This is a genomic window from Streptomyces sp. LUP47B, assembly GCF_001746295.1.
GTDB lineage: Bacteria > Actinomycetota > Actinomycetes > Streptomycetales > Streptomycetaceae > Streptomyces.
On sequence record NZ_MJAH01000006.1, the window covers coordinates 866,183 to 889,611 of the forward strand.

Here is a 23,429-nt window from a genome sequence, read left to right on the forward strand (position 1 = left end):
AACTGATCACGCACCGGCGGCGACAAGCCGCTCCGCCTGAGCCAATGATCACCAAAGAGCTCGGTCACCGGCGCGGCCCACGGGGACCGATGGGACCAGGTCGCACTCCTGCGTGCAGGATGGAGTCATGGATCTCCGCATCTTCACCGAGCCCCAGCAGGGCGCAAGCTACGACACCCTCCTCACCGTCGCCAAGGCCACCGAGGACCTCGGCTTCGACGCGTTCTTCCGTTCCGACCACTACCTGAAGATGGGCGACGTCGACGGCCTCCCCGGCCCCACCGACGCCTGGATCACCCTCGCCGGCCTCGCCCGCGAGACCAAGCGCATCCGACTCGGCACCCTGATGACCGCGGCCACCTTCCGGCTCCCCGGCGTCCTCGCCATCCAGGTCGCCCAGGTCGACCAGATGTCCGGCGGCCGCGTCGAACTGGGCCTGGGCGCCGGCTGGTTCGAGGAGGAGCACGCGGCGTACGGCATCCCGTTCCCGAAGGAGAAGTTCCCCCGCCTGGAGGAACAGCTGGAGATCGTCACCGGCCTGTGGGCCACCCGGCCCGGCCAGACCTTCGACTTCCACGGCGAGCACTACGACCTCACGAAGTCGCCCGCGCTGCCCAAGCCCGCCCAGGACAAGATCCCCGTGCTGATCGGCGGCCACGGCGCGACCCGCACCCCGCGCCTCGCCGCCCGCTACGCCGACGAGTTCAACATGCCGTTCGCCTCGCCCGAGGACAGCGAGACGCAGTTCGGCCGGGTCCGTGCCGCCGCCCAGGAGGCGGGCCGCGCGGCCGACGCCATCACCTTCTCCAACGCGCTCGTCGTCTGCGTCGGCAAGGACGATCAGGAGGTCGCCCGCCGTGCCGCCGCGATCGGCCGCGACGTCGAGGCGCTCAAGACCGACGGCCTGGCCGGCACCCCCGCCGAGGTCGTCGACAAGATCGGCCGCTATGCCGCCGTGGGCTCGCGCCGGATCTACCTCCAGATCCTCGACCTCGACGACCTGGACCACCTGGAGCTGATCTCCACGCAGGTCCAGTCGCAGCTCTCGTAACCCGGTTCCGCGCCTTTCGATTAATCGAAGGCGCAGGTCGGACGGATCGTGCGAAGCTGAGGACGTCGTCCTGCCGGCCCCCCGGGATCACCGTCCTCGGGGGCCTTCGCACGTACGGCGTTCCTGTCCCGTCCACCGGCCGGAGAGGCCACTCGCATGTTTCTGACGATCAGTACCACCGGCACTCCCGAGCGCCCCGCCACCGACCTCGGCTTCCTGCTGCACAAGCATCCCGAGAAGGCGCAGGCGTTCTCCACCTCCTACGGCAGGGCGCACGTCCTGTATCCCGAGGCGGACGATCAGCGCTGCACGGCGGCGCTGTTGCTGGAGGTCGACGCGGTGGCGCTGGTCAGGCGCGGCAAGGGCAAGGGGCGCGGCGGCGCCCCGGACGCGGCGCTCGCGCAGTACGTCAACGACCGCCCCTACGCGGCGTCCTCGCTGCTCGCGGTGGCGCTGAGCGCGGTCTTCTCCAGCGCGATGCGCGGGGTGTGCGGCGCCAAGCCAGAACTCCCGTCGCAGACACGGCCGTTGCGCATCGAGGTGCCCGCTGTGGCGGCCCGCGGCGGCCCGGAACTCGTACGCCACCTGTTCGAGCCGCTGGGCTGGACCGTGACGGCCGAACCGGTCGCGCTGGACACCGAGTTCCCCGAGTGGGGCGACTCGCGCTATGTCCGCCTCGAACTGGAGTCCACGCAGCTCACCGTCGCCGAGGCCCTGCGTCATCTGTACGTCCTGCTCCCCGTCCTCGACGACGCCAAGCACTACTGGGTGGCCTCCGACGAGGTCGACAAGCTGCTCAGGGCCGGTGAGGGCTGGCTGCCCGCGCACCCGGAGCAGAAGCTGATCACCAGCCGTTACCTGTCCCGCCGCTGGTCGCTGACGCGTGAGGCGATGGAACGCCTGGAACTGGTGCGGCTCGCCGAGGCCGACGACAGCGAGGTCGAGGACATCGACAACGCCGTCGAGGCGGAGACCGAGACCGAGGAGAAGCCGACCCCGCTCGCCGTCCAGCGCCGTGAGGCCGTCCTGGAGGCGCTGCACGCGGCCGGCGCCGCCCGGGTCCTCGACCTCGGCTGCGGCCAGGGCCAGTTGGTGCAGGCGCTGCTCAAGGACCCGAAGTTCACCGAGATCGTCGGCGTCGACGTGTCGGTGCGGGCGCTCACCATCGCCTCCCGGCGGCTGAAGCTGGACCGCATGGGGGAGCGGATGGCCTCCCGCGTCCAGCTCTTCCAGGGCTCGCTCGCATACACCGACAAGCGGCTCAAGGGGTACGACGCCGCCGTGCTCAGCGAGGTGATCGAGCACCTCGACCTGCCCCGGCTGCCCGCCCTGGAGTACGCGGTGTTCGGCGCGGCCCGCCCGCGGACCGTCCTCGTGACGACCCCGAACGTCGAGTACAACGTCCGCTGGGAGTCGCTCCCGGCCGGGCACGTCCGGCACGGCGATCACCGCTTCGAGTGGACGCGGCAGGAGTTCCGGGCCTGGGCCTCGTCGGTGGCCGAACGGCACGGCTACGACGTGGAGTTCAGGCCGGTGGGGCTGGACGACCCGGAGGTTGGGCCGCCCACGCAGATGGCCGTTTTTGCATTGAGCACAGCTGTGATCAGGACCGAGAAGGAGGCGAAGGCGGCATGACCGAGATCCAGCGCACGGGACGGACTCTTCCCGTCACCGACCTCTCCCTCGTCGTCCTCGTCGGCGCCTCGGGTTCCGGCAAGTCCACCTTCGCCCGCCGGCACTTCAAGCCGACAGAGGTGATCTCCTCGGACTTCTGCCGGGGCCTGGTCTCCGACGACGAGAACGACCAGGGCGCGACGAAGGACGCCTTCGACGTCCTGCACTACATCGCGGGCAAGCGCCTGGCCGCCGGCCGCCGCACGGTCGTCGACGCGACCAGCGTGCAGCAGGACAGCCGACGGCAGCTGATCGACCTGGCCAAGCAGTACGACGTGCTGCCCATCGCCATCGTCCTGGACGTGCCCGAGGAGGTGTGCGCCGAGCGCAACGCGGCCCGCACCGACCGGGCCGACATGCCGATCCGGGTCATCAAGCGCCACATCCGTGAACTGCGGCGATCGGTCCGCCACCTGGAGCGCGAGGGCTTCCGCAAGGTGCACGTCCTGCGCGGGGTGGCGGACATCGAGAACGCCACCGTCGTCACGGAGAAGCGCTTCAACGACCTGACCCACCTCACCGGCCCCTTCGACATCGTCGGCGACATCCACGGCTGCGCCCTGGAACTGGAGTCGCTGCTCGGCAAGTTGGGCTACATCGACGGCGTCCACCCCAACGGCCGTACCGCGGTCTTCGTCGGCGACCTCGTCGACCGCGGTCCGGACAGCCCCGGAGTGCTGCGCCGCGTGATGTCGATGGTCAAGTCGGGGAACGCGCTGTGCGTGCCGGGCAACCACGAGAACAAGTACGGCCGTTACCTCAAGGGCCGCAAGGTCCAGCACACCCACGGCCTCGCGGAGACCATCGAACAGATGGAGAGCGTCTCGGACGAATTCCGGTCCGAGGTGAGGGAGTTCATCGACGGACTCGTCAGCCACTACGTCCTCGACGGCGGCCGCCTGGTCGTCTGCCACGCCGGTCTGCCGGAGAAGTACCACGGCCGCACCTCCGGCCGGGTCCGCTCGCACGCCCTGTACGGCGACACCACCGGAGAGACCGACGAGTTCGGGCTGCCGGTGCGCTACCCGTGGGCGGAGGACTACCGCGGCCGGGCGGCCGTGGTCTACGGCCACACCCCGGTCCCGGAGGCGACCTGGCTCAACAACACGATCTGCCTGGACACCGGAGCGGTCTTCGGCGGCAAGCTCACGGCACTGCGCTGGCCGGAGCGGGAGCTCGTCGACGTACCGGCGGAGCGGGTCTGGTACGAGCCGACGAAGCCGCTGAAGTCGGAGGCGCCCGGCGGGCAGGACGGCCGGCCGCTGGACCTCGCCGACGTGCAGGGCCGCCGGGCGGTCGAGACCCGGCACGCGGGCCGGGTCGCCGTCCGGGAGGAGAACGCGGCCGCGGCCCTGGAGGTGATGAGCCGCTTCGCGGTGGACCCGCGGCTGCTGCCGTACCTCCCGCCGACCATGGCACCGACGGCGACCTCGCGGGCCGAAGGCTTCCTGGAGCACCCGGAGGAGGCGTTCGCGCAGTACGCCGCGGACGGTGTCGAGCGGGTCGTGTGCGAGGAGAAGCACATGGGCTCGCGGGCCGTGGTCCTGGTCTGCCGGGACGCGGAGACGGCCCGTAAGCGCTTCGGCGTGGACGGCCCGACGGGCTCGCTGTACACGCGGACCGGCCGCCCCTTCTTCGACGACGAGTCGGTGACGGAGACGATCCTGGACCGCCTTCGCGAGGCGATCGGCGAGGCGGACCTGTGGTCCGAACTGGACACCGACTGGCTCCTGTTGGACGCCGAGCTGATGCCGTGGTCGCTGAAGGCCTCGGGCCTGCTGCGGTCGCAGTACGCGGCCGTCGGCGCCGCGTCCGGCGCGGTCTTCCCGGGCGCGCTGGCCGCGCTCCGGGGTGCGGCCGACCGGGGCGTGGACGTGACGGACCTGCTGGCCCGGCAGCGCGAACGGGCCGACGCGGCAGGCGCGTTCACCGACGCGTACCGGCGCTACTGCTGGACCACCGACGGCCTGGACGGCGTCCGCCTGGCGCCGTTCCAGATCCTCGCGGTCCAGGGCCGCAGCCTCGCCGCGCTCCCGCACGACGAGCAGCTGGCCCTGCTGGACCGCCTGGTGGAGCACGAGGGCACCGGCCTGCTCCAGACCACCCGGCGGCTGTACGTCGACACCGGCGACCCGGAGTCGGTGCGGGCGGGCGTCGACTGGTGGCTGGAGATGACCGGCCGCGGCGGCGAAGGCATGGTCGTCAAGCCGCTCGGCGCCGTGGTCCGCAGCCCGGAGGGCCGCATGGTCCAGCCCGGCATCAAGTGCCGCGGCCGGGAGTACCTGCGGATCATCTACGGTCCCGAGTACATCCGCCCGGAGAACCTCGACCGGCTGCGCAAGAGGTTCCTGAACCACAAGCGCTCCCTCGCGATCCGCGAGTACGCCCTCGGCCTGGAGGCCCTGGACCGGCTGGCGGAGGGCGAGCCGCTGTGGCGGGTCCACGAGGCGGTGTTCGGGGTGCTGGCGCTGGAGTCGGAGCCGGTCGACCCACGGCTGTGAGCCAACGGTCCGGGCGTGAGGGGTGATCTGCCGGTCACCCCTCACCCCACCAACCGCAACCGCTCCCCGCACACCCCCACTTCCACGGTCTGCCCCCACGTCAGCTCCACCGCGTCCCCCTCCATCCCGTCTCCGAAGGCGATCAGGCGTTCGGACTCGACGGTCAGACGGAGGCGGGCGCGGGCGGGGAGTTCGCCGGCGACCAGGGACGTGCCGGTGGCGGGGGACGGCCATGCCTCCCGCACGAACCACAGCAGGCGGTCCTCCGTCGGGTCCGGCAGCCGCAGCCGGCCGCCCCGCTCCTGCCAGAGGGAGCGGAGCCAGCCGGTGGCGCCGGTGCCCGTCCCCACCAGCACCCCGGAGGAGGCCTGGGCCTCGACGACACCCCCGTCGCCCTCCAGGCCCAGGCGGTATCTGGCTGTCTGGTGTCCGGCGGCGCCCAGGTAGATCTCGTTCAGGGCGACCAACCGTTGGGTGTCGTCGGCGACGGCCTCGACCATGGTGAGTTCGTCCACGGTGGTGTCGAGGGCCGCCGGGAGGAGGGCCGCGGCCTGTGCGGGACGGTGACGTACCAGGACGCCGGGGTTGCGGCCGGGGTCGGTGTCGATGCCCACCACCCGTTGTCCGGCGAGGTATTTGGCCACGTTGGCCACCAGTCCGTCCTGCCCGACCACGATCACGACGTCCTCGGGTGCGAACAGGAAGCGGTCCAGGTCGGCGCGCTCCACCCGCGCCTGACGCCAGGTCAGGGGAATCGCTGAGGTCACCTCGGCGAGCGCCCGCCGGGAGCGCTCATGGCGTTCGGCGACCTCCGCGATGTCCCGGCCGCGGGAGGAGAGGAAGAAGGCGGCCTGGCCGTGGGTGCCGTGGTGGGCCACCAACTCCTCGTACTCCGTGGTGCGGTGCACCAGGACCGCTCGCGGTGCGAGGCTCACTCCGGCTCCCGTGCGCCCAGCTTCGCGAGCAGCCCAGTCAGCACGTCCGGGGAGATGGTCAGGCTGTCGATGTTCGGCAGGTTCTCAGCGAGCCGGGTCCCGGTGAGGGCGTGCAGCGTGGCGACGTCGACGTCCGCGTGCACCCGCAACCAGGCGGCCTGCGCCTGCGCCTTCGCGTCGCCCACCGTGCGCGCCCCCTCGGCCTCCGCGCGAGCCAGCCGTACCGACCGTGTCGCCTCCGCCTCGGCCCGTACCGCGTCCGCCGCCGCGTGCTCCTCCGCCTCCCGGCGGGCGTTCGTGCCGCGCTGCTCCACCAACTGCTCCTCGCGGCGGGCGAGTTCGATCTGGCTGGCCAGTTCGTTCTCGGCGATGGCCCGCTCCCGCTCCACGGCGACGGCCCGCCGTTCGTAGGTCGCCCGGTCGGCCTCCTGCTGGATCTGCTCGCGGGCCGGGGTGCGCAGCGCCCGCTCCACCTCCGGCTCGGGGCGCAGCGCCATCACGCGGACGGCCACCACCTCGATGCCGGTGGCCGGCAGCCGCGGCTCCGTGTCCAGGCCCGCCGCGATCCTCTCGCGCACCGCAGAGACGCCGTCGACCAGGGCGGAGGACAGGGAGGTCCGGGTCAGCACGTCGAGCGCGTGCTGCTGGGCCGTCTCCGTGAGCAGTGTGCCCAGTTGCTCCAGGGGAGCGCCCCGCCACACCCCGGTGTCCGGGTCGATCGAGAAGTCCAGGCGGGCGGCGGCGAGCGCCGGGTCGCCGATCCGGTAGGTCACGGTCGCCTGTACCGCCACGTCCTGGAAGTCCGACGTGCGGGCATGGAACGTCATGGCCAACTCGCGGTCGTCCACCGGAACCTCGGAGAGCGCGGCCGTCAGTGCGCGGAACCAGAAACTGAGCCCCGGACCGTCGTGCAGCAGGGTGCCGCCGCGGTGGTGCCGGATGTGCGCCGTGGGCGCGCCGCGCAGATGGCGCCAGCCGAGGCGCCGGGTGATGTCGGCCATGGAACCCCCTCTTTTCGTCTGTTGGACGATAACGGTCCGGGATGCTTGTCGTCAAGGGGACGAGAACAAGAAGCAGCGCGGACAGAGGGGTCAAGACGTCCCTCGTTGGTCAGGATGGAGTCATGGGATTCCATGTCGACTCCGAGACCGGGCGGCTGCGCCGCGTCATCCTGCACCGGCCGGATCTCGAGCTCAAAAGGCTCACCCCCAGCAACAAGGACGCGCTGCTCTTCGACGACGTGCTGTGGGTGCGCCGGGCGCGCGCCGAGCACGACGGGTTCGCCGACGTGCTGCGCGACCGCGGGGTCGCCGTCCATCTCTTCGGCGACCTGCTCACCGAGGCCCTGGAGATCCCGGCGGCCCGGTCCCTCGTCCTGGACCGCGTCTTCGACGAGAAGGAGTACGGCCCACTCGCCACCGACCACCTCCGGGCCGCCTTCGAGACGCTGCCCGCCGCGGAGCTGGCCGAGGCCCTCGTCGGCGGAATGACCAAGCGGGAGTTCCTGGCCGCGCACCCGGAACCGACCTCCGTGCGCTTCCATGTCATGGATCTCGACGACTTCCTGCTCGCCCCGCTGCCCAACCACCTGTTCACCCGCGACACCTCGGCCTGGATATACGACGGTGTCGCCGTCAACGCCATGCGCTGGCCGGCCCGGCAGCGTGAGACGGTCCACTTCGAGGCGATCTACCGCCACCATCCGCTCTTCCGTGACGAAACGTTCCACATCTGGTCGCAGGGGCAGGCCGACTACCCGTCCACCATCGAGGGCGGGGACGTCCTCGTCATCGGCAACGGCGCCGTCCTCATCGGCATGAGCGAGCGCACCACCCCCCAGGCCGTCGAGATGCTCGCGCACAAGCTGTTCGCCGAGGGCTCCGCGCAGTCGATCGTGGCCCTCGACATGCCGAAGCGGCGGGCCTTCATGCATCTCGACACCGTGATGACGATGGTCGACGGCGACACCTTCACCCAGTACGCCGGACTCGGCATGCTCAGGTCGTACACCATCGAACCGGGCGTCGGTGACAAGGAGCTCAAGGTCACCGACCACCCGTCGGAGCACATGCACCGCGCGATCGCCGCCTCGCTCGGGCTGAGCGAGATCCGTGTGCTGACCGCCACCCAGGACGTGCACGCGGCCGAGCGCGAGCAGTGGGACGACGGCTGCAACGTCCTCGCCGTCGAGCCGGGTGTCGTCGTCGCCTACGAGCGCAACGCCACCACCAACACCCATCTGCGCAAGCAGGGCATCGAGGTGATAGAGATCCCGGGCAGCGAGCTGGGGCGGGGGAGGGGCGGGCCGCGCTGCATGAGCTGTCCGGTGGAGCGGGAAGCCGTATAGGAGGGATCTTTTATGGAACGCGCGATCGCATAGTCGTACTACAGTCTGTATATAAATGCCGAACGTCGTATAGACTTCCAAGGTCCGTCTGTTCACGCACCTCTGGAGCGCCCCCCATGGCGACAGTCCCGACCGCCCTCGCCGGCCGCCACTTCCTCAAGGAGCTCGACTTCACCGAGCAGGAGTTCCTCGGGCTGGTCGAGTTGGCGGCCGAGCTGAAGGCCGCCAAGAAGGCGGGGACCGAGACGCGGTACCTGAACGGGAAGAACATCGCCCTGATCTTCGAGAAGACCTCGACGCGCACGCGCTGCGCGTTCGAGGTCGCGGCGGCGGACCAGGGCGCCTCGACGACGTACCTGGACCCGTCCGGCTCGCAGATCGGCCACAAGGAGTCCGTACGGGACACCGCGCGCGTGCTCGGTCGTATGTACGACGGGATCGAGTACCGCGGGGACAGCCAGCAGAAGGTCGAGGAGCTGGCCGCGTACGCCGGGGTGCCGGTGTACAACGGGCTCACCGACGACTGGCACCCCACGCAGATGCTGGCCGACGTGCTGACGATGACCGAGCACACCGCGAAGCCGGTCCGGGAGATCGTCTTCGCCTACCTCGGTGACGCGCGGTTCAACATGGGCAACTCGTATCTGGTCACCGGCGCGCTGCTGGGGATGGACGTACGGATCGTCGCGCCGAAGGCCTACTGGCCCGCGCAGGACGTCGTCGAGCGGGCGCGTGCGCTCGCCGTGGACAGCGGGGCGCGGATCACCCTCACCGAGTCGCTGGAGGAGGGTGTGCGGGGCGCGGACTTCGTCGCGACGGATGTCTGGGTCTCCATGGGGGAGCCGAAGGACGTGTGGGACGAGCGGATCGCCGCGCTGTCGCCGTACGCGGTGACCACGGACGTGCTGCGGGCCACGGGGAACGCGGACGTCAAGTTTCTGCACTGTCTGCCCGCCTTCCACGACCTCGGTACGAAGGTGGGGCAGGAGATCTTCGAGACTCATGGGCTGGAGTCCCTGGAGGTCACGGACGAGGTGTTCGAGTCGGTGCACTCGGTGGTCTTCGACGAGGCGGAGAACCGTCTGCACACGATCAAGGCGGTCCTGGTGGCGACGCTGGCCTGAGCGTCACGCCGGATGCCACTGATGCGGCACCACCGGTAGCCGGAACCACACTGCCTTGCCGGTCTCGGTCGGGCGGTGCCCGCACGACGAACTGAGCGCCCTGATCAGGAGCAGGCCCCGGCCGTGCTCCTGCCAGGGATCGGGGTCCCTGATGTCCGGCTGGGTCAGATGGCCCGGGGGCGCCGGGTCCGGGTCGTGCACCTCCACCTGGCAGCCGGTCGGCAGCAACTCGACGACCAGCTCTATCGGGGTGTCGCCGGAGGTGTGTTCCACGGCGTTCGCCACCAGCTCGGCCGTCAGCAGCTCCGCGGTGTCGCAGTCCGCCCCGTGCTCCAGCTCGGCCAGTGCGGTGCGGACCAGAGCGCGCGCCACGGGCACGGCCGCGGCGGAATGCGGCAGCGCGATGCGCCAGGAGGCGGAGGCCGGGGGGCGATCTTGCAAGGCGGTTCCGTTCATGAGCAGGCTGTCCTGCTTTCAACCGTATGAATGGTACGGCGCCGTCGGCAGAGTCGTCCGGCGGGCGCCGTGGGGGACCTTCGGCCCCGTTGGCAGGCGGCTTACCCGTAGCAACGGCTTGCCTCCCGCCGCTGATCCCGCCGTTGCCGGTCTGTCGGCGAACCGTGACGGATGTGACCCCGCCAGGTCACTTCCGGATGCCTTTATCGCGCACTCGTGACGACAGTCAAAGAGGGGTGATAGCTTCGAGGGAGAGCGCACCTGGATGCGCCCGGAACCTCGCCACTCGCACTTCGTCCGAGCACGAGGAGGCCGCACGCCATGAGTCCCTTCACCGGCTCCGCCGCCCGCACCTCCGACTGGCGGCACCTGCGCGTCGACCTCGCCGACGGGGTCGCCACCGTCACCCTCGCCCGCCCCGAGAAACTCAACGCGCTCACCTTCGGCGCCTACGCCGACCTGCGCGACCTGCTCGCCGAACTGTCGCACGAGCGGTCCGTCCGCGCCCTGGTCCTGGCCGGCGAGGGCCGCGGCTTCTGCTCCGGCGGTGACGTCGACGAGATCATCGGCGCGACCCTCGCCATGGACACCGCCCAGCTCCTCGACTTCAACCGGATGACGGGCCAGGTGGTGCGGGCCGTACGGGAGTGTCCGTTCCCGGTGATCGCGGCGGTGCACGGGGTGGCGGCGGGCGCGGGCGCGGTCCTCGCCCTGGCGGCCGACTTCCGGGTGGCGGACCCCTCCACCCGCTTCGCCTTCCTCTTCACCCGGGTCGGCCTGTCCGGCGGAGACATGGGCGCGGCCTATCTGCTGCCTCGCGTGGTCGGCCTCGGCCATGCCACCCGGCTCCTCATGCTCGGCGAACCGGTCCGCGCTCCCGAGGCCGAGCGCATCGGCCTGATCAGCGAACTGACCGAGGACGGCGGCGCGGACGAGGCCGCCGCGCGCCTGGCCCGGCGTCTGGCGGAGGGCCCGGCACTGGCGTACGCCCAGACCAAGGCGCTGCTGACGGCGGAGCTGGACATGCCGTTGGCCGCTTCCGTGGAACTGGACGCCTCGACGCAGGCCCTCCTGATGAACGGCGAGGACTACCGGGAGTTCCACGCGGCGTTCACGGAGAAGCGGCAGCCGAAGTGGCAGGGACGGTGATCATGTCCCTCTCCGTCCCCCGCATCGCGATCATCGGCGGCGGCCCCGGTGGGCTGTACGCGGCAGCCCTGCTGAAGCGCCTCGACCCCGGGCGCGAGGTCACCGTCTGGGAGCGCAACGCCCCCGACGACACCTTCGGCTTCGGCGTGGTCCTCTCCGACGAGACCCTCGGCGGCATCGAGCACGCGGACCCGGTGGTCTACGAGGCGATGCAGTCCGACTTCGTCCGCTGGGACGACATCGACATCGTGCGCCGGGGCGTACGGCACACCTCCTCAGGCCACGGCTTCGCCGCCCTCGGCCGCAGACGACTCCTCGGGATACTGCACGACCGCTGCCGCGCTCTCGGCGTGGACCTCCGCTTCCGTACGGTGGCCCCGGCCGGCCTTGAGGAGACGCACGACCTCGTCATCGCCGCCGACGGCGTCAACAGCACGACACGTGAACGCCACAGCCATGTGTTCGGCCCCCATGTGACCCCGCACCACTGCCGCTACATCTGGCTCGCCGCCGACTTCCCCTTCGACGCGTTCCGGTTCGAGATCGCCGAGACCGAACACGGCGTGATGCAACTCCACGGCTATCCCTACGCATCCGACGCCTCCACCGTGATCGTCGAGATGCGCGAGGAGGTCTGGAAGGCGGCCGGTTTCGACGAGGTCAGCCCGCAGGAGTCGACGGAGAGCTGCGCCAAGATCTTCGCCGAAGCCCTCCGCGGCCGCCCCCTGCGCTCCAACAACTCCACGTGGACCACCTTCCGCACGGTGGTCAACGACCACTGGTCGCACGGCAACACCGTGCTGCTCGGCGACGCGGCCCACACCGCCCACTTCTCCATCGGCTCCGGCACCAAGCTCGCCGTCGAGGACGCCCTCGCCCTGGCCGCCTGCCTGGAGGAACAGCCTTCACTGGAAGGGGCGTTGGCGGCCTACGAGGCGGAGCGCAAGCCCGTCGTCGCCTCCACGCAGCGCGCCGCCCGCGCCAGCCTGGAGTGGTTCGAGAACCTCGGCCTGTACCTCGACCAGCCGCCCCGCCAGTTCGCCTTCAACCTGCTCACCCGCAGCCGCCGCGTCACCCACGACAACCTGCGCCTGCGCGACGCACGCTTCACCGGCGCCGTGGAACGCGAGTTCGGCTGCGCGCCCGGTACGCCCCCGATGTTCACCCCGTTCCGGCTGCGCGGTCTGACCCTGCGCAACCGGGTCGTGGTGTCGCCGATGGACATGTACTCCGCCACCGACGGCATTCCCGGCGACTTCCACCTGGTCCACCTGGGCGCCCGGGCCCTCGGCGGCGCCGGGCTGGTGATGACGGAGATGGTGTGCGTCTCGCCCGAGGGACGCATCACGCCCGGTTGCACCGGCCTCTACAACGGCAGGCAGGCCGCGGCCTGGAAACGGATCACCGAGTTCGTGCACACGCGGTCGCCGGGCACCGCGATCGGCGTGCAGCTCGGACACAGCGGTCGCAAGGGCTCGACCAAGCTGATGTGGGAGGGCATCGACGAGCCGCTGCCGGAGGGCAACTGGCCGGTCGTGGCGCCGTCCCCGATCCCGTACAAGCCCTTCAACCAGACCCCGCGCGAGCTTGGCCGTGCCCAACTGACCGACATCCGTGAGCAGTTCACGGCGGCGGCCTGGCGTGCCGCCCGGGCCGGCTTCGACCTCCTCGAACTGCACTGCGCGCACGGCTATCTGCTCTCCGGTTTCCTCTCCCCGCTGACCAACCGGCGCACGGACGCCTACGGCGGCTCGCTCGCGAAGCGCCTGCGCTTCCCGCTCGAAGTCTTCGACGCCATCAGGGGAGTGTGGCCGCAGGAACGGCCCATGACCGTCCGTGTCTCCGCCACCGACTGGGCCGAGGGCGGCAACACGGCCGAGGACGCCGTCGAGATCGCCCGCGCCTTCGCCGCGCACGGCGCCGACGCGATCGACGTGTCGACCGGGCAGGTCGTGGCCGAGGAGCACCCGGACCACGGGCGGTCCTACCAGACGCCGTACGCCGACCGGATCCGCCACGAGATCGGTGTCCCGGTGATCGCGGTCGGCGCCATCTCCTCCTGGGACGACGTCAACTCACTGATCCTGGCCGGGCGTACGGACCTGTGCGCGCTGGCCCGCCCGCATCTCTACGACCCGCACTGGACCCTGCACGCGGCCGTCGAGCAGGGGTACGACGGTCCCGGCGTCGTCTGGCCGGACCCGTACCGCGCGGGCAGCCGCCGACCGCAGACCGGACGCACCGATGCCCCCAAGCCCCGGCTCACACTGGGCACTTGAGGGCTGTTTGGGGCTGACGTCCGGTGCCTGGGGTCACAGACCGGCGAAGCCGGCGCCCGCGTCCCGCAGCCGTTCGTGCAGGCCTTGGAACACCGCCGCCGCCCGCCGGCCCGGCCAGTCCTCCGGGAGCAGCGGGGCGGGCAGGCCGGGGTCGGCGTAGGGGAGATGGCGCCAGGAGTCGAGGGCGAGCAGGTAGTCGCGGTAGGCCTCCTCGGGCGGGGTGTCGGCCCGGTCCTCCCAGTCGCGCAGCACGCGCGCGTGGCGGTCGAGGAAGGCTTCGTGTTCCTTGGCGATCGCGGCCAGGTCCCACCAGCGGGACACCGCCTCGACGGTCGCGGCGAAGCCGAGGTGCTCGCCGCGGAAGAAGTCGACGTACGGGTCGAGCCGCAGCCGCTGGAGGGTGTGCCGGGCCTCCTCGTACAGGCGCGCCGGGGCGATCCACACCCCGGGGGCCGCCGTGCCGAAGCCCAGTGCGGCCAGCCGGGAACGCAGCACGTGCCGCTTCTGCCGCTCCGACTCCGGCACCGAGAACACCGCGAGCACCCAGCCCTCGTCCTCGGGCGGGGTCACCGCGTAGATGCGCCGGTCGCCGTCGTCGAGCAGCTGACGGGCCTCGGGCGACAGTTCGTACCCGGCCGAGCCCTGTGCCGTGCGGGCCGGCAGCAGCAGGCCGCGCCGCTTGAGGCGGGACACCGACGAGCGCACGGAGGGGGCGTCCACACCGACCGCGGCCAGCAGCCGGATCAGCTCGGCGACGGGCACGGGGCCCGGCATGAAGCGGCCGTAGGCTCCGTAGAGCGTGACGATGAGAGACCGTGGTGCATGCTGGTCGGACACGTTGATCATCTTAGTTCGTGTGGATCACTGCTGGTCACCATCGGTGCGTAGCCTGAACCGCTGGAGTTTGCCGGTTGCCGTGCGCGGGAGCGCGTCCAGGAAGACGATCTCGCGCGGGCATTTGTAGGGTGCCAGTTCGGACTTGACGTATGCGCGCAGCGCCTCGGCGTCCCGCTCGGCGCCCTCCTTGACGACGGCGAAGGCCACGACCACCTGACCGCGTGCCTCGTCGGCCCGCCCCACGACGGCCGCCTCGACCACGTCCGGATGCCGCAGCAGGGCGTCCTCGACCTCCGGTCCGGCGATGTTGTACCCGGCGGAGATGATCATGTCGTCCGCGCGGGCCACATAGCGGAAGTACCCGTCCTTCTCGCGGATGTATGTGTCGCCGGTGATGTTCCAGCCGTCCCGTACGTATTCCGACTGCCGGGGATCGGCGAGGTAGCGGCAGCCGACGGGACCGCGCACGGCGAGCAGGCCGGGCGCGCCGTCGGGCCTCTCCCGACCCTCCTCGTCGACCACGCGCGCGTGCCATCCGGGTACGGGCACCCCGGTCGTCCCGGGCCGGATGTGCTCGTCGGCGGCGGAGATGAAGATGTGCAGCAGCTCGGTGGCGCCGATGCCGTTGACGATGCCCAGCCCGGTCCGCTCCTGCCAGGCCCGCCAGGTGGCGGCGGGCAGGTTCTCACCCGCGGAGACACAGCGGCGCAGCGACGAGAAGTCGTACGCGTCGAGTTCGCCGAGCATCGCGCGGTAGGCGGTGGGGGCGGTGAACAGGACCGAGACCCGGTGCTCGGCGATGGCCGGCAACAGCTGCTGGGGACCGGCCTGTTCCAGCAGGAGCGAGCTGGCGCCCGCGCGCATCGGGAAGATCACCAGGCCGCCGAGTCCAAAGGTGAAACCGAGCGGGGGACTGCCCGCGAACACATCGTCCACATGTGGCTTGAGCACATGCTTGGAAAAGGTGTCGGCTATCGCGAGCACATCCCGGTGGAAGTGCATACAGCCCTTGGGCCGCCCCGTGGTCCCGGAGGTGAAAGCGATCAGCGCCACGTCGTCGGCCGCGGTCGCCACTGCGGGGTACGGCATCCCGGGCGCCTCGCGGTTCAGGAGGTCGTCGGGGGCGTCGCCCCCGTACGTCGTGATGCTGAGCCCCGGTATCTCGGCCTTGGCGAGATCGTCGACGGCGCGGATGTCGCACAGGGCGTGCTCTATGCGCGCGATCCCGCACATCGTGGCCAGCTCGTGAGGCCGCTGCTGGGCCAGCACCGTCACGGCGACCGCGCCCGCCTTCAGCACCGCCAGCCAGCAGGCCGCGAGCCAGGGTGTGGTCGGGCCGCGCAGCAGGACCCGGTTGCCGGGGACGACCCCGAGGTCGCCGGTGAGGAGATGCGCGAGCCGGTCGACGCGGGCACGGAGTGTGCCGTACGTCCATGTGTCCCCGGCCGGGGTGTGGAACACCGGGCGGTCGTCGGGTGGGCCCGCCAGCAGCTCGGCGGCGCAGTTCAGCCGATCGGGGTAGCGCAGCCCCGGAAGGTCGAAACGGAGCTCCGGCCACTGGTCGGGGGGCGGGAGGTGGTCGCGCGCGAAGGTGTCGACGTGGGCCGAGACGTTCATGGCGGGTCGCCCCCTTGCCGTGGGCCGCCTTGTGGGCGTCGATGGTGGGCTCGCACAAGGAGCGTATCGTGTTGGTGACGACAGTCAACGCCGCGCGATACTGTCGTAGGGCCCTGTCGAGAGAGGGGACCGGCAATGCCCGCATTCTCGCTCGAACCGTCCCAGACCGCCCGGTGTGCGGAGCTGCGCACCCTCGCCGCGGAACGGCTGCACCCGCTCGCGGAGAAGGGCGAGCCGGGCCGCGTGAACCGTCCACTGGTCGCCGAGCTAGGCCGACTGGGCCTCCTGGAGCGTCTGTTCACCTCAGGCGCACTGGATCTGTGCCTGATGCGGGAGTCCCTCGCGTACGCCTGCACGGAGGCGGAGACGGCCCTCGCCCTCCAGGGCCTCGGCGCCCACCCCGTCCACGCGTACGGCACTCCGGCCCAGCGGGAGCGTTGGCTGCCGGCGGTGAGCGACGGCAGCGCGGTGGCCGCGTTCGCGCTGAGCGAGCCGGGGGCGGGGTCGGACGCGGCGGCGCTCTCCTTGTCCGCCGTCCCCGACGGCCCCTCCCGCTGGCGGCTCACCGGGGAGAAGTGCTGGATCTCCAACGCCCCCGAGGCCGACTTCTACACCGTCTTCGCGCGGACCACCCACGACGCCGGCGCCCGGGGAGTGACCGCCTTTCTCGTGCCCGCGGACCGGCCGGGGCTCAGCGGTACCGGCCTCGACATGCTCTCCCCGCACCCCATCGGCGCCCTCGCCTTCGACGCCGTGCCGGTGAACGCCGACGACGTCCTCGGGGAGGTGGACCGCGGCTTCCGGGTCGCCATGGGCACCCTCAACCTCTTCCGGCCCAGTGTCGGCGCCTTCGCCGTCGGCATGGCGCAGGCGGCGCTGGACGCGACACTCGCGCACACCTCCCGACGGGACGCCTTCGGCGGCAAGCTGAGGGACCTGCAGAGCGTCGGGCACACGGTCGCCGAGATGGCCCTGCGCACGGACGCGGCCCGCCTCATGGTGTACGCGGCGGCGACGGCGTACGACGAAGGCGCCCCGGACGTGCCCAAGCGCGCGGCGATGGCGAAGCTGCTCGCGACCGAGACCGCGCAGTACGTCGTCGACAGCGCGGTCCAGTTGCACGGCGCACGCGCACTGCGACGCGGTCATCTGCTGGAGCACCTGTACCGGGAGGTGCGCGCCCCGCGCGTCTACGAAGGGGCGAGCGAGGTGCAACGGGGCATCATCGCCAAGGAGTTGTACGCGGAACCGGCGACCGTGAAGGCCTTGGAAGCCGTAGAGACGATGGAGGCTTCATGACCGCCGAGCGCATCAACCCACCCGAACTGTCCCCGCCCACCGGCTTCTCGCACGCGGTCGTCGCCACCGGGTCCCGGTTGGTCTTCCTCGCGGGGCAGACCGCTCTCGACGCCGACGGCAAGGTGGTGGGGGAATCCCTGCCGGAGCAGTTCGAGAAGGCGCTCGACAACCTCCTCACCGCCCTGACGGCCGCCGGTGGCACTCCGTCCGACCTCGCCCGCGTCACCGTCTACGCCACCGACATCGCCGCCTACCGCGCCCACGCCCCCGAACTGGGCCGCATCTGGCGGGAGTCGGCGGGCCGGGACTACCCCGCGATGGCGGTCGTGGAGGTCGTACGGCTGTGGGACGACCAGGCGGCGGTGGAGCTCGACGGGTTCGCGGTGCTGCCCTAGCGCGCCCCGCACGGGGGCCGGCCGGGACGTTGCTCGGGGTGGCGTTCGTGGTGCCGATGCCGATGCCGATGCCGGGGCCGAAGCCGCTGCTCGGACCGCCGGCCGGGATCCGCCGGGGCACTGGGCGGCCGGTGCCGGACGAGATCGTCGACGGTGGGCTGCGCTGGGCTTGGGCGGGCCGCGGCCGCTGCGGGCGGACGTCGCGACCCGGCGGGGTTTACGGCGTCGCGGGGGCGTGCATCCGGGAGACGGAGGGGCGGCTCCTGCGGGCCGAGGGCTCGCGGGAGCTCATCGCCGAGGACCAGCCGCAGCGCGATGCCTCCGCGTCGCGGGAGTTCACCGCGGGGTGGTGATCAGGCGGCGACGGCCAGCTGTCCGGCCGGTACCCGGTGCGGCGCGACGATCCGGCCGTCGGGCAGCAGCTCGCCGCTGTCGTCGAAGACGATCGCGCCGTTGCACAGCAGATTCCAGCCCTGCTCCGGGTGGGCCGCGACGATGTGCGGGGTGGTGCTGTCGGACGAAGCGCACGAAGACTGGTGAGAACACATGGCGCACCTCCACATTGGTGGGACCGTCCCCATGGGGTCCGTATCCGTATGGGTAGACCATGCTCCCGTCGCGAACTCATCGGAACGGCCCAGCGTGAAGCGTGACAACACGCGGACAACTCTCGGACGGTTCCACGACGCTCGGTGCGGACTCGCCACCAAAGGAGTGACGATCACGGCTGTCGGCGTGTGTTCCCGGTAGCAGTGGAGGCCCCCATTCCACTCGACCGGGAGACACACCATGTCCGTCCGTCCCCAGCTCGTCCGCCCCCCGCTCCTGCGCTCCGCCCTCGCCACCGCTGTCGGTGCCGCGCTGTTCCTGCTGGCCGCCCCGGCGCTGCCCGCGAGTGCCGGGACCTCCGACGCCGTCACCGTCGGCCCCGTCGGCCGTATCGCCGAGGACGGCACCGTGACCCTGTCAGGCACCTACCGCTGCACTGACAGTACGGGTCCCGTGTTCGTGAGCTCCTCCGTGAGCCAGAGCTCCCCGTTGGTCCGGCAGAGCATCGGCGGCACCCGCGCGGTGTGCGACGGTGTGGAGCACAGCTGGGTGAACACCGGCCGGCCCGGCTCCGAGGACCTGGAGCCGGGCCAGGCCCACGTCGAGGCCACCCTCATGGAACTCAGCCCCGTAGGCGGCCTGCCGCTGCCCCGTTTCCACGCGGCCGCGCAGCAGGACATCACGTTGACGAAGAGCTGAGCGCGGCCCGGGTGCGCCGGCGGGACCCGCTCACCCGTCGGCAGCTCACCGCACCAGTCTGATCTCCGGAGGCCACAGCACACCGTCGGCCAACAGCAGTGCGGGGCCCAGGTGTTGAGGACACACGAGCAGCGGTGGCCGCGCATGACGGGAGATCTCGAATCGGGCGCGGGCCCCGCACTCCTCGCCGTCCCGCGGGCCGGAGTACCGGCTCGCGCAGCGCAGCGCGGGGGTGGGGTCCGCGGCCGTCATCGCACGACCGAGGTGTCTTCGAGGGGGGCCGGGGCCATGGTCTGCTCCTCCTGCGGTGCCGCGGCCGGGCGCGGGCCGCATGCCCTCACGCTAGGAACGGGCGGGCCGGGCAGCCTGTCAGGGGGGCCGTTCGGGTGAAGGGGCCGATCGCGTGTTCCGGGTGTTCACAGGGACGTGATGCGTCCAAGCGGGCCGGTTCTTCTCACCGGGAGCGCCCGCAGCGTGGGATCACCCGCGAGTCGGGGGCTCGGATCGCGGAGAGCCGTCTCAGACGGGATACGCGTGTGTCTGCGCCGCCTTCACCGCCGCCCACACCTCCGCGCCCGGGTGGAGGTCGAGTTCCGCCGCGGCAACCGTGGTGAGGTCCGCTGCGAGCGGGAGCTCGCCGGTGAGGTCGGCGCGGATCTGGTCGCCGTGGGTCTCCAGGCCGGCCACCTCGCAGCGCCAGTGGTTGCGGGCGCTGGAGCCGGCGGGCGGTTCACGGTAGAGGGTCACGGCGCTCGGCGGGAAGGCGACGAACACGGGCCCGAAGAGGTCGTCCGTGGTGGTGAGCGCGGGCCCGGCATCGAGGCGGACCGTGTGACCGTCGGCCTCCCCCCGGTAGAGGTTCAGGCCGACCAGCTGGGCGATGTAGTCGGTGCGCGGGTGGCGGGCGATGTGGGACGGGGCGCCTTCCTGGACGACCTCGCCGTGCTCGACGACCACGAGACGGTCGGCGAGGACCATGGCGTCCAGCGGGTCGTGCGTGACGAGTACGGCGACGGCCTCGAACTCCGCGAGATGGCGCCGCAGTTGGGCACGGACCTCGAGTCGGGTGCGGGCGTCGAGGGCGGCCAGGGGCTCGTCGAGGAGCAGCAGCCGGGGGTGGGTCGCCAACGCGCGTGCGAGGGCCACGCGTTGGGCCTGGCCGCCGGACAACTTGCGCGGCTTGGCGCCCGCGTGGGCGGCGAGACCCATGCGCTCCAGCCACGCGGCGGCCCGCGCACGGGCCTCCGCCTTGGTCGCGCCCTGACAGCGCGGGCCGAACGCGACGTTGTCGAGGGCGGTGAGATGCGGGAAGAGCAGATAGTCCTGGAAGACGACGCCGACGGGACGGGATTCCGGCGGCGTGCGCTCCAACGCGACGCCGTCCAGGCGTAGATGACCGTCGGTGAGCGGGGTCAGACCGGCTAGTGCGCGCAGGGCGGTGGTCTTGCCGGCACCGTTCGGACCGAGGAGGGCGACCACTTCGCCGGGAGCGACGGTGAGCGAGACGTCCAGGCGGAAGGCGCCGCGGTCCACGACGAGACGGGCGTCTAGACCGTCGGGGGCGGTGTCGGGGCGGCTGCCGGGGGCGGCGGCTTGCGTCTTCTCGATCATCGGGCGCGCTCCGCTCCCCGTCGACCGGGCGCCTCGGCTCCCGCCGCTCGGCTGTCACTGGTCCCCGCTGTCACCGGCCTCGACCGCCGGCCCGCTCCGCCGAAGACCCTCCCGTCACCGGCCTCGGCAGTCCGGCTGTCACCGGCCTTGGCCGTCCCGCCGTCACCGATCCGGGCAGGCCCGCCACCACCGGCCTTGGCCGTCCCGCCGTCACCGATCCGGGCAGGCCCGCCACCACCGGCCTTGGCCGTCCCGCCGTCACCGGCCCTGGCAGGCCCGCCACCACCGGCCTTGGCCGTCCCGCCGTCACCGATCCCGGCAGGCCCGCCACCACCGGCCTTGGCCGTCCCGCCGTCACCGGCCCTGGCAGGCCCGCCACCACCGGCCTCGGCCGTCCCGCCGTCACTGATCCCCGCAGGCGAGCCACCACCGACCGGGTAGGCCTCGCCGCCACCGACCCGGCCCGCCTCGCCACCACTGACCCCGCCGGCCTCGCCGTCACTGATCCCCGCAGTCCAGCCACCACCGGCCCCGCCCGCCTCGCCGTCACTGATCCCCGCAGTCGAGCCACCACCGACCGGGTAGGCCTCGCCGCCACCGACCCGGCCCGCCTCGCCGTCACTGACCCCCGCAGTCCAGCCACCACCGGCCCCGGCCGTCCCGACCTCACCGACCCCCGCAGGCCCGCCACCACCGATCCCGGCCGTCCAGTCGTCACCGACCCCGGCCGTCCCGCCTTCACTGATCCCCGCAGGCGAGCCACCACCGACCGGGTAGGCCTCGCCGCCACCGACCCGGCCCGCCTCGCCACCACTGACCCCGCCCGCCTCGCCGTCACTGACCCCCGCAGTCCAGSCACCACCGGCCCCGGCCGTCCCGACCTCACCGACCCCCGCAGGCCCGCCACCACCGATCCCGGCCGTCCAGCCGTCACCGATCCCGGCCGTCCCGCCGTCACTGATCCCCGCAGTCGAGCCACCACCGACCGGGTAGGCCTCGCCGCCACCGACCCCGCCCGCCTCGCCCCCACCCATACCGCTCATCCCGCCGTCATCCATCGATCGCGCAGCCCCGCAAGCACCGCCACGGACACGGCCAGGAGGACCAGGCTGAGGGCTACGGCCGCCTCCGGGTCGCTCTGGAGGGCGAGGTAGACGGCGAGCGGCATGGTCTGGGTACGGCCCGGGAAGTTGCCCGCGAAAGTGATCGTCGCGCCGAACTCGCCCAGCGCCCGCGCCCAGGCCAGTACCGCCCCCGCAGCGATGCCCGGTGCGATCAGCGGCAGTGTGACCCGGCGGAACGCGGTGAAGCGGGAGGCGCCCAGGGTCGTCGCCGCCTCCTCGTACCGCGGGTCGGCGGCCCGCAGGGTGCCCTCCACGCTGATGACGAGGAACGGCATCGCGACGAACGCCTCGGCGACCACGACCCCGGCCGTGGTGAAGGGGAGCGTGATCCCGAACCAGGCGTCGAGCCACTTGCCCACGACCCCGTTGCGGCCCAGTGCCATGAGCAGCGCGACACCGCCGACGACCGGCGGCAGGACGAGCGGCAGGGTCACCAGGGCCCGGACCAGGCCGCGGCCGGGGAACTCCACGCGGGCGAGCAGCCAGGCCAGCGGAACCCCGAGGACCAGGCTCACCGCGGTGGCGGCCGTGGCGCAGACCAGGGACAGCTGAAGCGCCTGCCACACATCGGTGCTGGTCAGCTGCTCGGGCATGCTGCGCCAGGGCGCCCGTACCAGAAGCGCGACCAGCGGCACGATCAGGAACGCCAGACCGATCAGCGCCGGTACGAGCAGCGGCAGCGGCACCCCGCGGCCGACCGCACCCGTCCGGACACGCCTGCGCCGCGGCCCGCCCCGGAGGGTCTCGGTCGCGGCCTCGGACGGGTCTGCGCGGGTCACGGCTTCAGGAACCCGGCTCCGGTCAGGACCTTCTGGCCCTCGGCGGACCGCACCAGTGCGATGAACGCCTTGGCGGCGTCGGTGTTCTGCGCGTCCTTGAGCAGGGTGATCGGGTAGTCGTTGACGGCGTCGGCGGACTCGGGGAACTCCACGCCCCCCACCTTGTCACCCGCGGCGTGCACATCGGTCTTGTAGACGACGGCCGCGTCGGCCTCCTTCAGCTCGACCTTCGTCAGCGCGGCCTTGACGTCCTGCTCGTAGGAGACCGGCGTGAGCTTCAGGCTGCTCGCGTCGAGGGCCTTCTGCGCGGCGGCGCCGCAGGGCACCTCCTTGTCGCACAGCACGACCTTCAGGTCCGGGTTCGTGAGGTCCTTCAGCGAGGCGACCTTGTCCGGATTGCCGGGCAGGGTGGCGATCTCCAGCTGGTTGCGCACGAAGGTGGCGGGCGTGCCGGAGGCGTCCCCGGCGTCCGTGACGATCTTCATCGTCTTGGGGCTGGCCGAGGCGAACACGTCCGCCGGGGCGCCGCCGGTGATGCTCGCGGCCAGGGAGTCGCTGCCGCCGAAGCTGAAGGTCACCTTCGTGCCGGGGTGGGCCCGCTCGAACTGCTCGCCCAGCGTCGTGAAGCTCTCCTTGAGCGAGGCCGCGGCGAAGACGGTCACCGTGCCGGAGAGCTTGTCCGAGGCGGACGCGGAGGAGCCCGACGTCGTGGACGAGGAGTCCGAGTCGGACGACGAGCAGGCGCTGAGGGCCAGCAGCGCGGCGGCCCCTGCCCCGGTCACCTGCAGGCTCCGGCGGTTCCGACGTGCGGTACGGGTCATCACGGGTCCACTCCCTCTGGGTCCTGACGGACACCTTCACCTGCGGTCCCGGCGGACCGTCCAGGATCCACAATACTGGCGCAGATGCGAGGTGAAAGTCCCCTGTCGCTTCGCATGAGCTTGGACCATGATTGATCAGGGTGGCATGTGCGTTCGTACGGGGTGCGGTAATTCCGTTTGCC

The 23,429-nt window shown here is 71.8% G+C and carries 22 protein-coding genes; 11 read left to right on the top strand and 11 right to left on the bottom strand.

The annotated features are described in order from the left end of the window. Window positions 1-127: 127 nt before the first annotated feature. From BFN33_RS21955 to BFN33_RS21965, 3 genes are all read left to right on the top strand, one after another. The gene (locus tag BFN33_RS21955) at window positions 128-1,051 is read left to right on the top strand and encodes an LLM class F420-dependent oxidoreductase (RefSeq protein WP_069761774.1); all 924 of its coding nucleotides are present in this window, start codon (window positions 128-130) and stop codon (window positions 1,049-1,051) included. 156 nt (window positions 1,052-1,207) lie between these two features. Continuing rightward, window positions 1,208-2,686, top strand: coding sequence for a 3' terminal RNA ribose 2'-O-methyltransferase Hen1 (locus BFN33_RS21960; protein WP_069761775.1), 1,479 nt, complete (start codon window positions 1,208-1,210; stop codon window positions 2,684-2,686). Beyond that, on the top strand, window positions 2,683-5,226 hold the full coding sequence (locus tag BFN33_RS21965; protein ID WP_069761776.1) for a polynucleotide kinase-phosphatase: 2,544 nt from the start codon (window positions 2,683-2,685) through the stop codon (window positions 5,224-5,226). Before BFN33_RS21960 ends, BFN33_RS21965 begins: the two co-directional genes overlap by 4 nt. Window positions 5,227-5,267: 41 nt before the next feature. Here BFN33_RS21965 and BFN33_RS21970 read toward each other — a convergent pair whose 3' ends face one another. Both BFN33_RS21970 and BFN33_RS21975 read right to left on the bottom strand, forming a co-directional pair. Next, on the bottom strand, window positions 5,268-6,161 hold the full coding sequence (locus BFN33_RS21970) for an NAD(+)/NADH kinase (protein WP_069761777.1): 894 nt from the start codon (window positions 6,159-6,161) through the stop codon (window positions 5,268-5,270). Then, window positions 6,158-7,162 carry an SPFH domain-containing protein gene (locus BFN33_RS21975; RefSeq protein ID WP_069761778.1) on the bottom strand — a complete coding sequence of 335 codons (1,005 nt, stop codon included), beginning with the start codon at window positions 7,160-7,162 and terminating at the stop codon, window positions 6,158-6,160. The genes BFN33_RS21970 and BFN33_RS21975 overlap by 4 nt, the downstream gene beginning before the upstream one ends. 122 nt (window positions 7,163-7,284) lie before the next feature. Between BFN33_RS21975 and BFN33_RS21980 the strand changes: the two genes are divergently transcribed. Further along, on the top strand, window positions 7,285-8,508 hold the full coding sequence (locus tag BFN33_RS21980) for an arginine deiminase (protein WP_069761779.1): 1,224 nt from the start codon (window positions 7,285-7,287) through the stop codon (window positions 8,506-8,508). Between the two features lie 116 nt (window positions 8,509-8,624). After that, window positions 8,625-9,632, top strand: a complete 1,008-nt coding sequence (argF, locus tag BFN33_RS21985) for an ornithine carbamoyltransferase (protein ID WP_069761780.1) — start codon at window positions 8,625-8,627, stop codon at window positions 9,630-9,632. A gap of 3 nt (window positions 9,633-9,635) precedes the next feature. Here argF and BFN33_RS21990 read toward each other — a convergent pair whose 3' ends face one another. Then, window positions 9,636-10,088 carry an ATP-binding protein gene (locus BFN33_RS21990; protein ID WP_069761781.1) on the bottom strand — a complete coding sequence of 151 codons (453 nt, stop codon included), beginning with the start codon at window positions 10,086-10,088 and terminating at the stop codon, window positions 9,636-9,638. A 321-nt stretch (window positions 10,089-10,409) separates the two neighbouring features. On the opposite strand from BFN33_RS21990, the gene BFN33_RS21995 reads away from it, so the two are divergent. Both BFN33_RS21995 and BFN33_RS22000 read left to right on the top strand, forming a co-directional pair. Further along, a complete protein-coding gene (locus BFN33_RS21995) occupies window positions 10,410-11,237 on the top strand; it encodes an enoyl-CoA hydratase family protein (RefSeq protein ID WP_069761782.1) in 828 nt (275 codons plus the stop codon). A gap of 2 nt (window positions 11,238-11,239) precedes the next feature. Continuing rightward, complete coding sequence (locus BFN33_RS22000) at window positions 11,240-13,516, top strand: bifunctional salicylyl-CoA 5-hydroxylase/oxidoreductase (protein WP_069761783.1); 2,277 nt, start codon at window positions 11,240-11,242, stop codon at window positions 13,514-13,516. A 33-nt stretch (window positions 13,517-13,549) separates the two neighbouring features. On the opposite strand, the gene BFN33_RS22005 is transcribed toward BFN33_RS22000, so the two are convergent. Beyond that, window positions 13,550-14,362, bottom strand: a complete 813-nt coding sequence (locus tag BFN33_RS22005) for a PaaX family transcriptional regulator C-terminal domain-containing protein (protein ID WP_069761784.1) — start codon at window positions 14,360-14,362, stop codon at window positions 13,550-13,552. Between the two features lie 15 nt (window positions 14,363-14,377). Beyond that, window positions 14,378-15,970, bottom strand: a complete 1,593-nt coding sequence (locus BFN33_RS22010; protein ID WP_069761785.1) for an AMP-binding protein — start codon at window positions 15,968-15,970, stop codon at window positions 14,378-14,380. Between the two features lie 135 nt (window positions 15,971-16,105). Here BFN33_RS22010 and BFN33_RS22015 point away from each other — a divergent pair, with 135 nt between their 5' ends. From BFN33_RS22015 to BFN33_RS22025, 3 genes are read left to right on the top strand one after another with little or no spacing between them, the layout of a single operon-like run. Further along, window positions 16,106-17,269 carry an acyl-CoA dehydrogenase family protein gene (locus BFN33_RS22015; RefSeq protein ID WP_069761786.1) on the top strand — a complete coding sequence of 388 codons (1,164 nt, stop codon included), beginning with the start codon at window positions 16,106-16,108 and terminating at the stop codon, window positions 17,267-17,269. Then, the gene (locus BFN33_RS22020; protein ID WP_069761787.1) at window positions 17,266-17,664 is read left to right on the top strand and encodes a RidA family protein; all 399 of its coding nucleotides are present in this window, start codon (window positions 17,266-17,268) and stop codon (window positions 17,662-17,664) included. Before BFN33_RS22015 ends, BFN33_RS22020 begins: the two co-directional genes overlap by 4 nt. Before the next feature lie 38 nt (window positions 17,665-17,702). After that, the gene (locus BFN33_RS22025; RefSeq protein WP_069761788.1) at window positions 17,703-18,017 is read left to right on the top strand and encodes a hypothetical protein; all 315 of its coding nucleotides are present in this window, start codon (window positions 17,703-17,705) and stop codon (window positions 18,015-18,017) included. On the opposite strand, the gene BFN33_RS22030 is transcribed toward BFN33_RS22025, so the two are convergent. Beyond that, complete coding sequence (locus BFN33_RS22030) at window positions 18,018-18,212, bottom strand: DUF5999 family protein (protein ID WP_069761789.1); 195 nt, start codon at window positions 18,210-18,212, stop codon at window positions 18,018-18,020. 241 nt (window positions 18,213-18,453) lie between these two features. On the opposite strand from BFN33_RS22030, the gene BFN33_RS22035 reads away from it, so the two are divergent. Then, window positions 18,454-18,912, top strand: coding sequence for a DUF6299 family protein (locus tag BFN33_RS22035; RefSeq protein WP_069761790.1), 459 nt, complete (start codon window positions 18,454-18,456; stop codon window positions 18,910-18,912). Between the two features lie 45 nt (window positions 18,913-18,957). Here the strand turns inward: BFN33_RS22035 and BFN33_RS50005 are convergent, their stop codons facing one another. The 5 genes from BFN33_RS50005 to modA all read right to left on the bottom strand — a co-directional run bounded on the left by BFN33_RS50005 (window position 18,958) and on the right by modA (window position 23,247). After that, window positions 18,958-19,164: a hypothetical protein gene (locus BFN33_RS50005; RefSeq protein ID WP_088245371.1), complete on the bottom strand. Its 207-nt coding sequence runs from the start codon at window positions 19,162-19,164 to the stop codon at window positions 18,958-18,960. Window positions 19,165-19,431: 267 nt separating this feature from the next. Further along, window positions 19,432-20,523 (bottom strand): ABC transporter ATP-binding protein, encoded by a 1,092-nt coding sequence (locus BFN33_RS22040; RefSeq protein ID WP_069761791.1) that lies wholly within the window; start codon window positions 20,521-20,523, stop codon window positions 19,432-19,434. Then, a complete protein-coding gene (locus tag BFN33_RS52680; RefSeq protein WP_141757980.1) occupies window positions 20,520-21,566 on the bottom strand; it encodes a hypothetical protein in 1,047 nt (348 codons plus the stop codon). The genes BFN33_RS22040 and BFN33_RS52680 overlap by 4 nt, the downstream gene beginning before the upstream one ends. Next, the gene (gene modB / locus BFN33_RS22045) at window positions 21,563-22,426 is read right to left on the bottom strand and encodes a molybdate ABC transporter permease subunit (RefSeq protein ID WP_069761792.1); all 864 of its coding nucleotides are present in this window, start codon (window positions 22,424-22,426) and stop codon (window positions 21,563-21,565) included. Before modB ends, BFN33_RS52680 begins: the two co-directional genes overlap by 4 nt. After that, window positions 22,423-23,247 (bottom strand): molybdate ABC transporter substrate-binding protein, encoded by an 825-nt coding sequence (gene modA / locus BFN33_RS22050; RefSeq protein WP_069761793.1) that lies wholly within the window; start codon window positions 23,245-23,247, stop codon window positions 22,423-22,425. Before modA ends, modB begins: the two co-directional genes overlap by 4 nt. Window positions 23,248-23,429 lie beyond the last annotated feature (182 nt).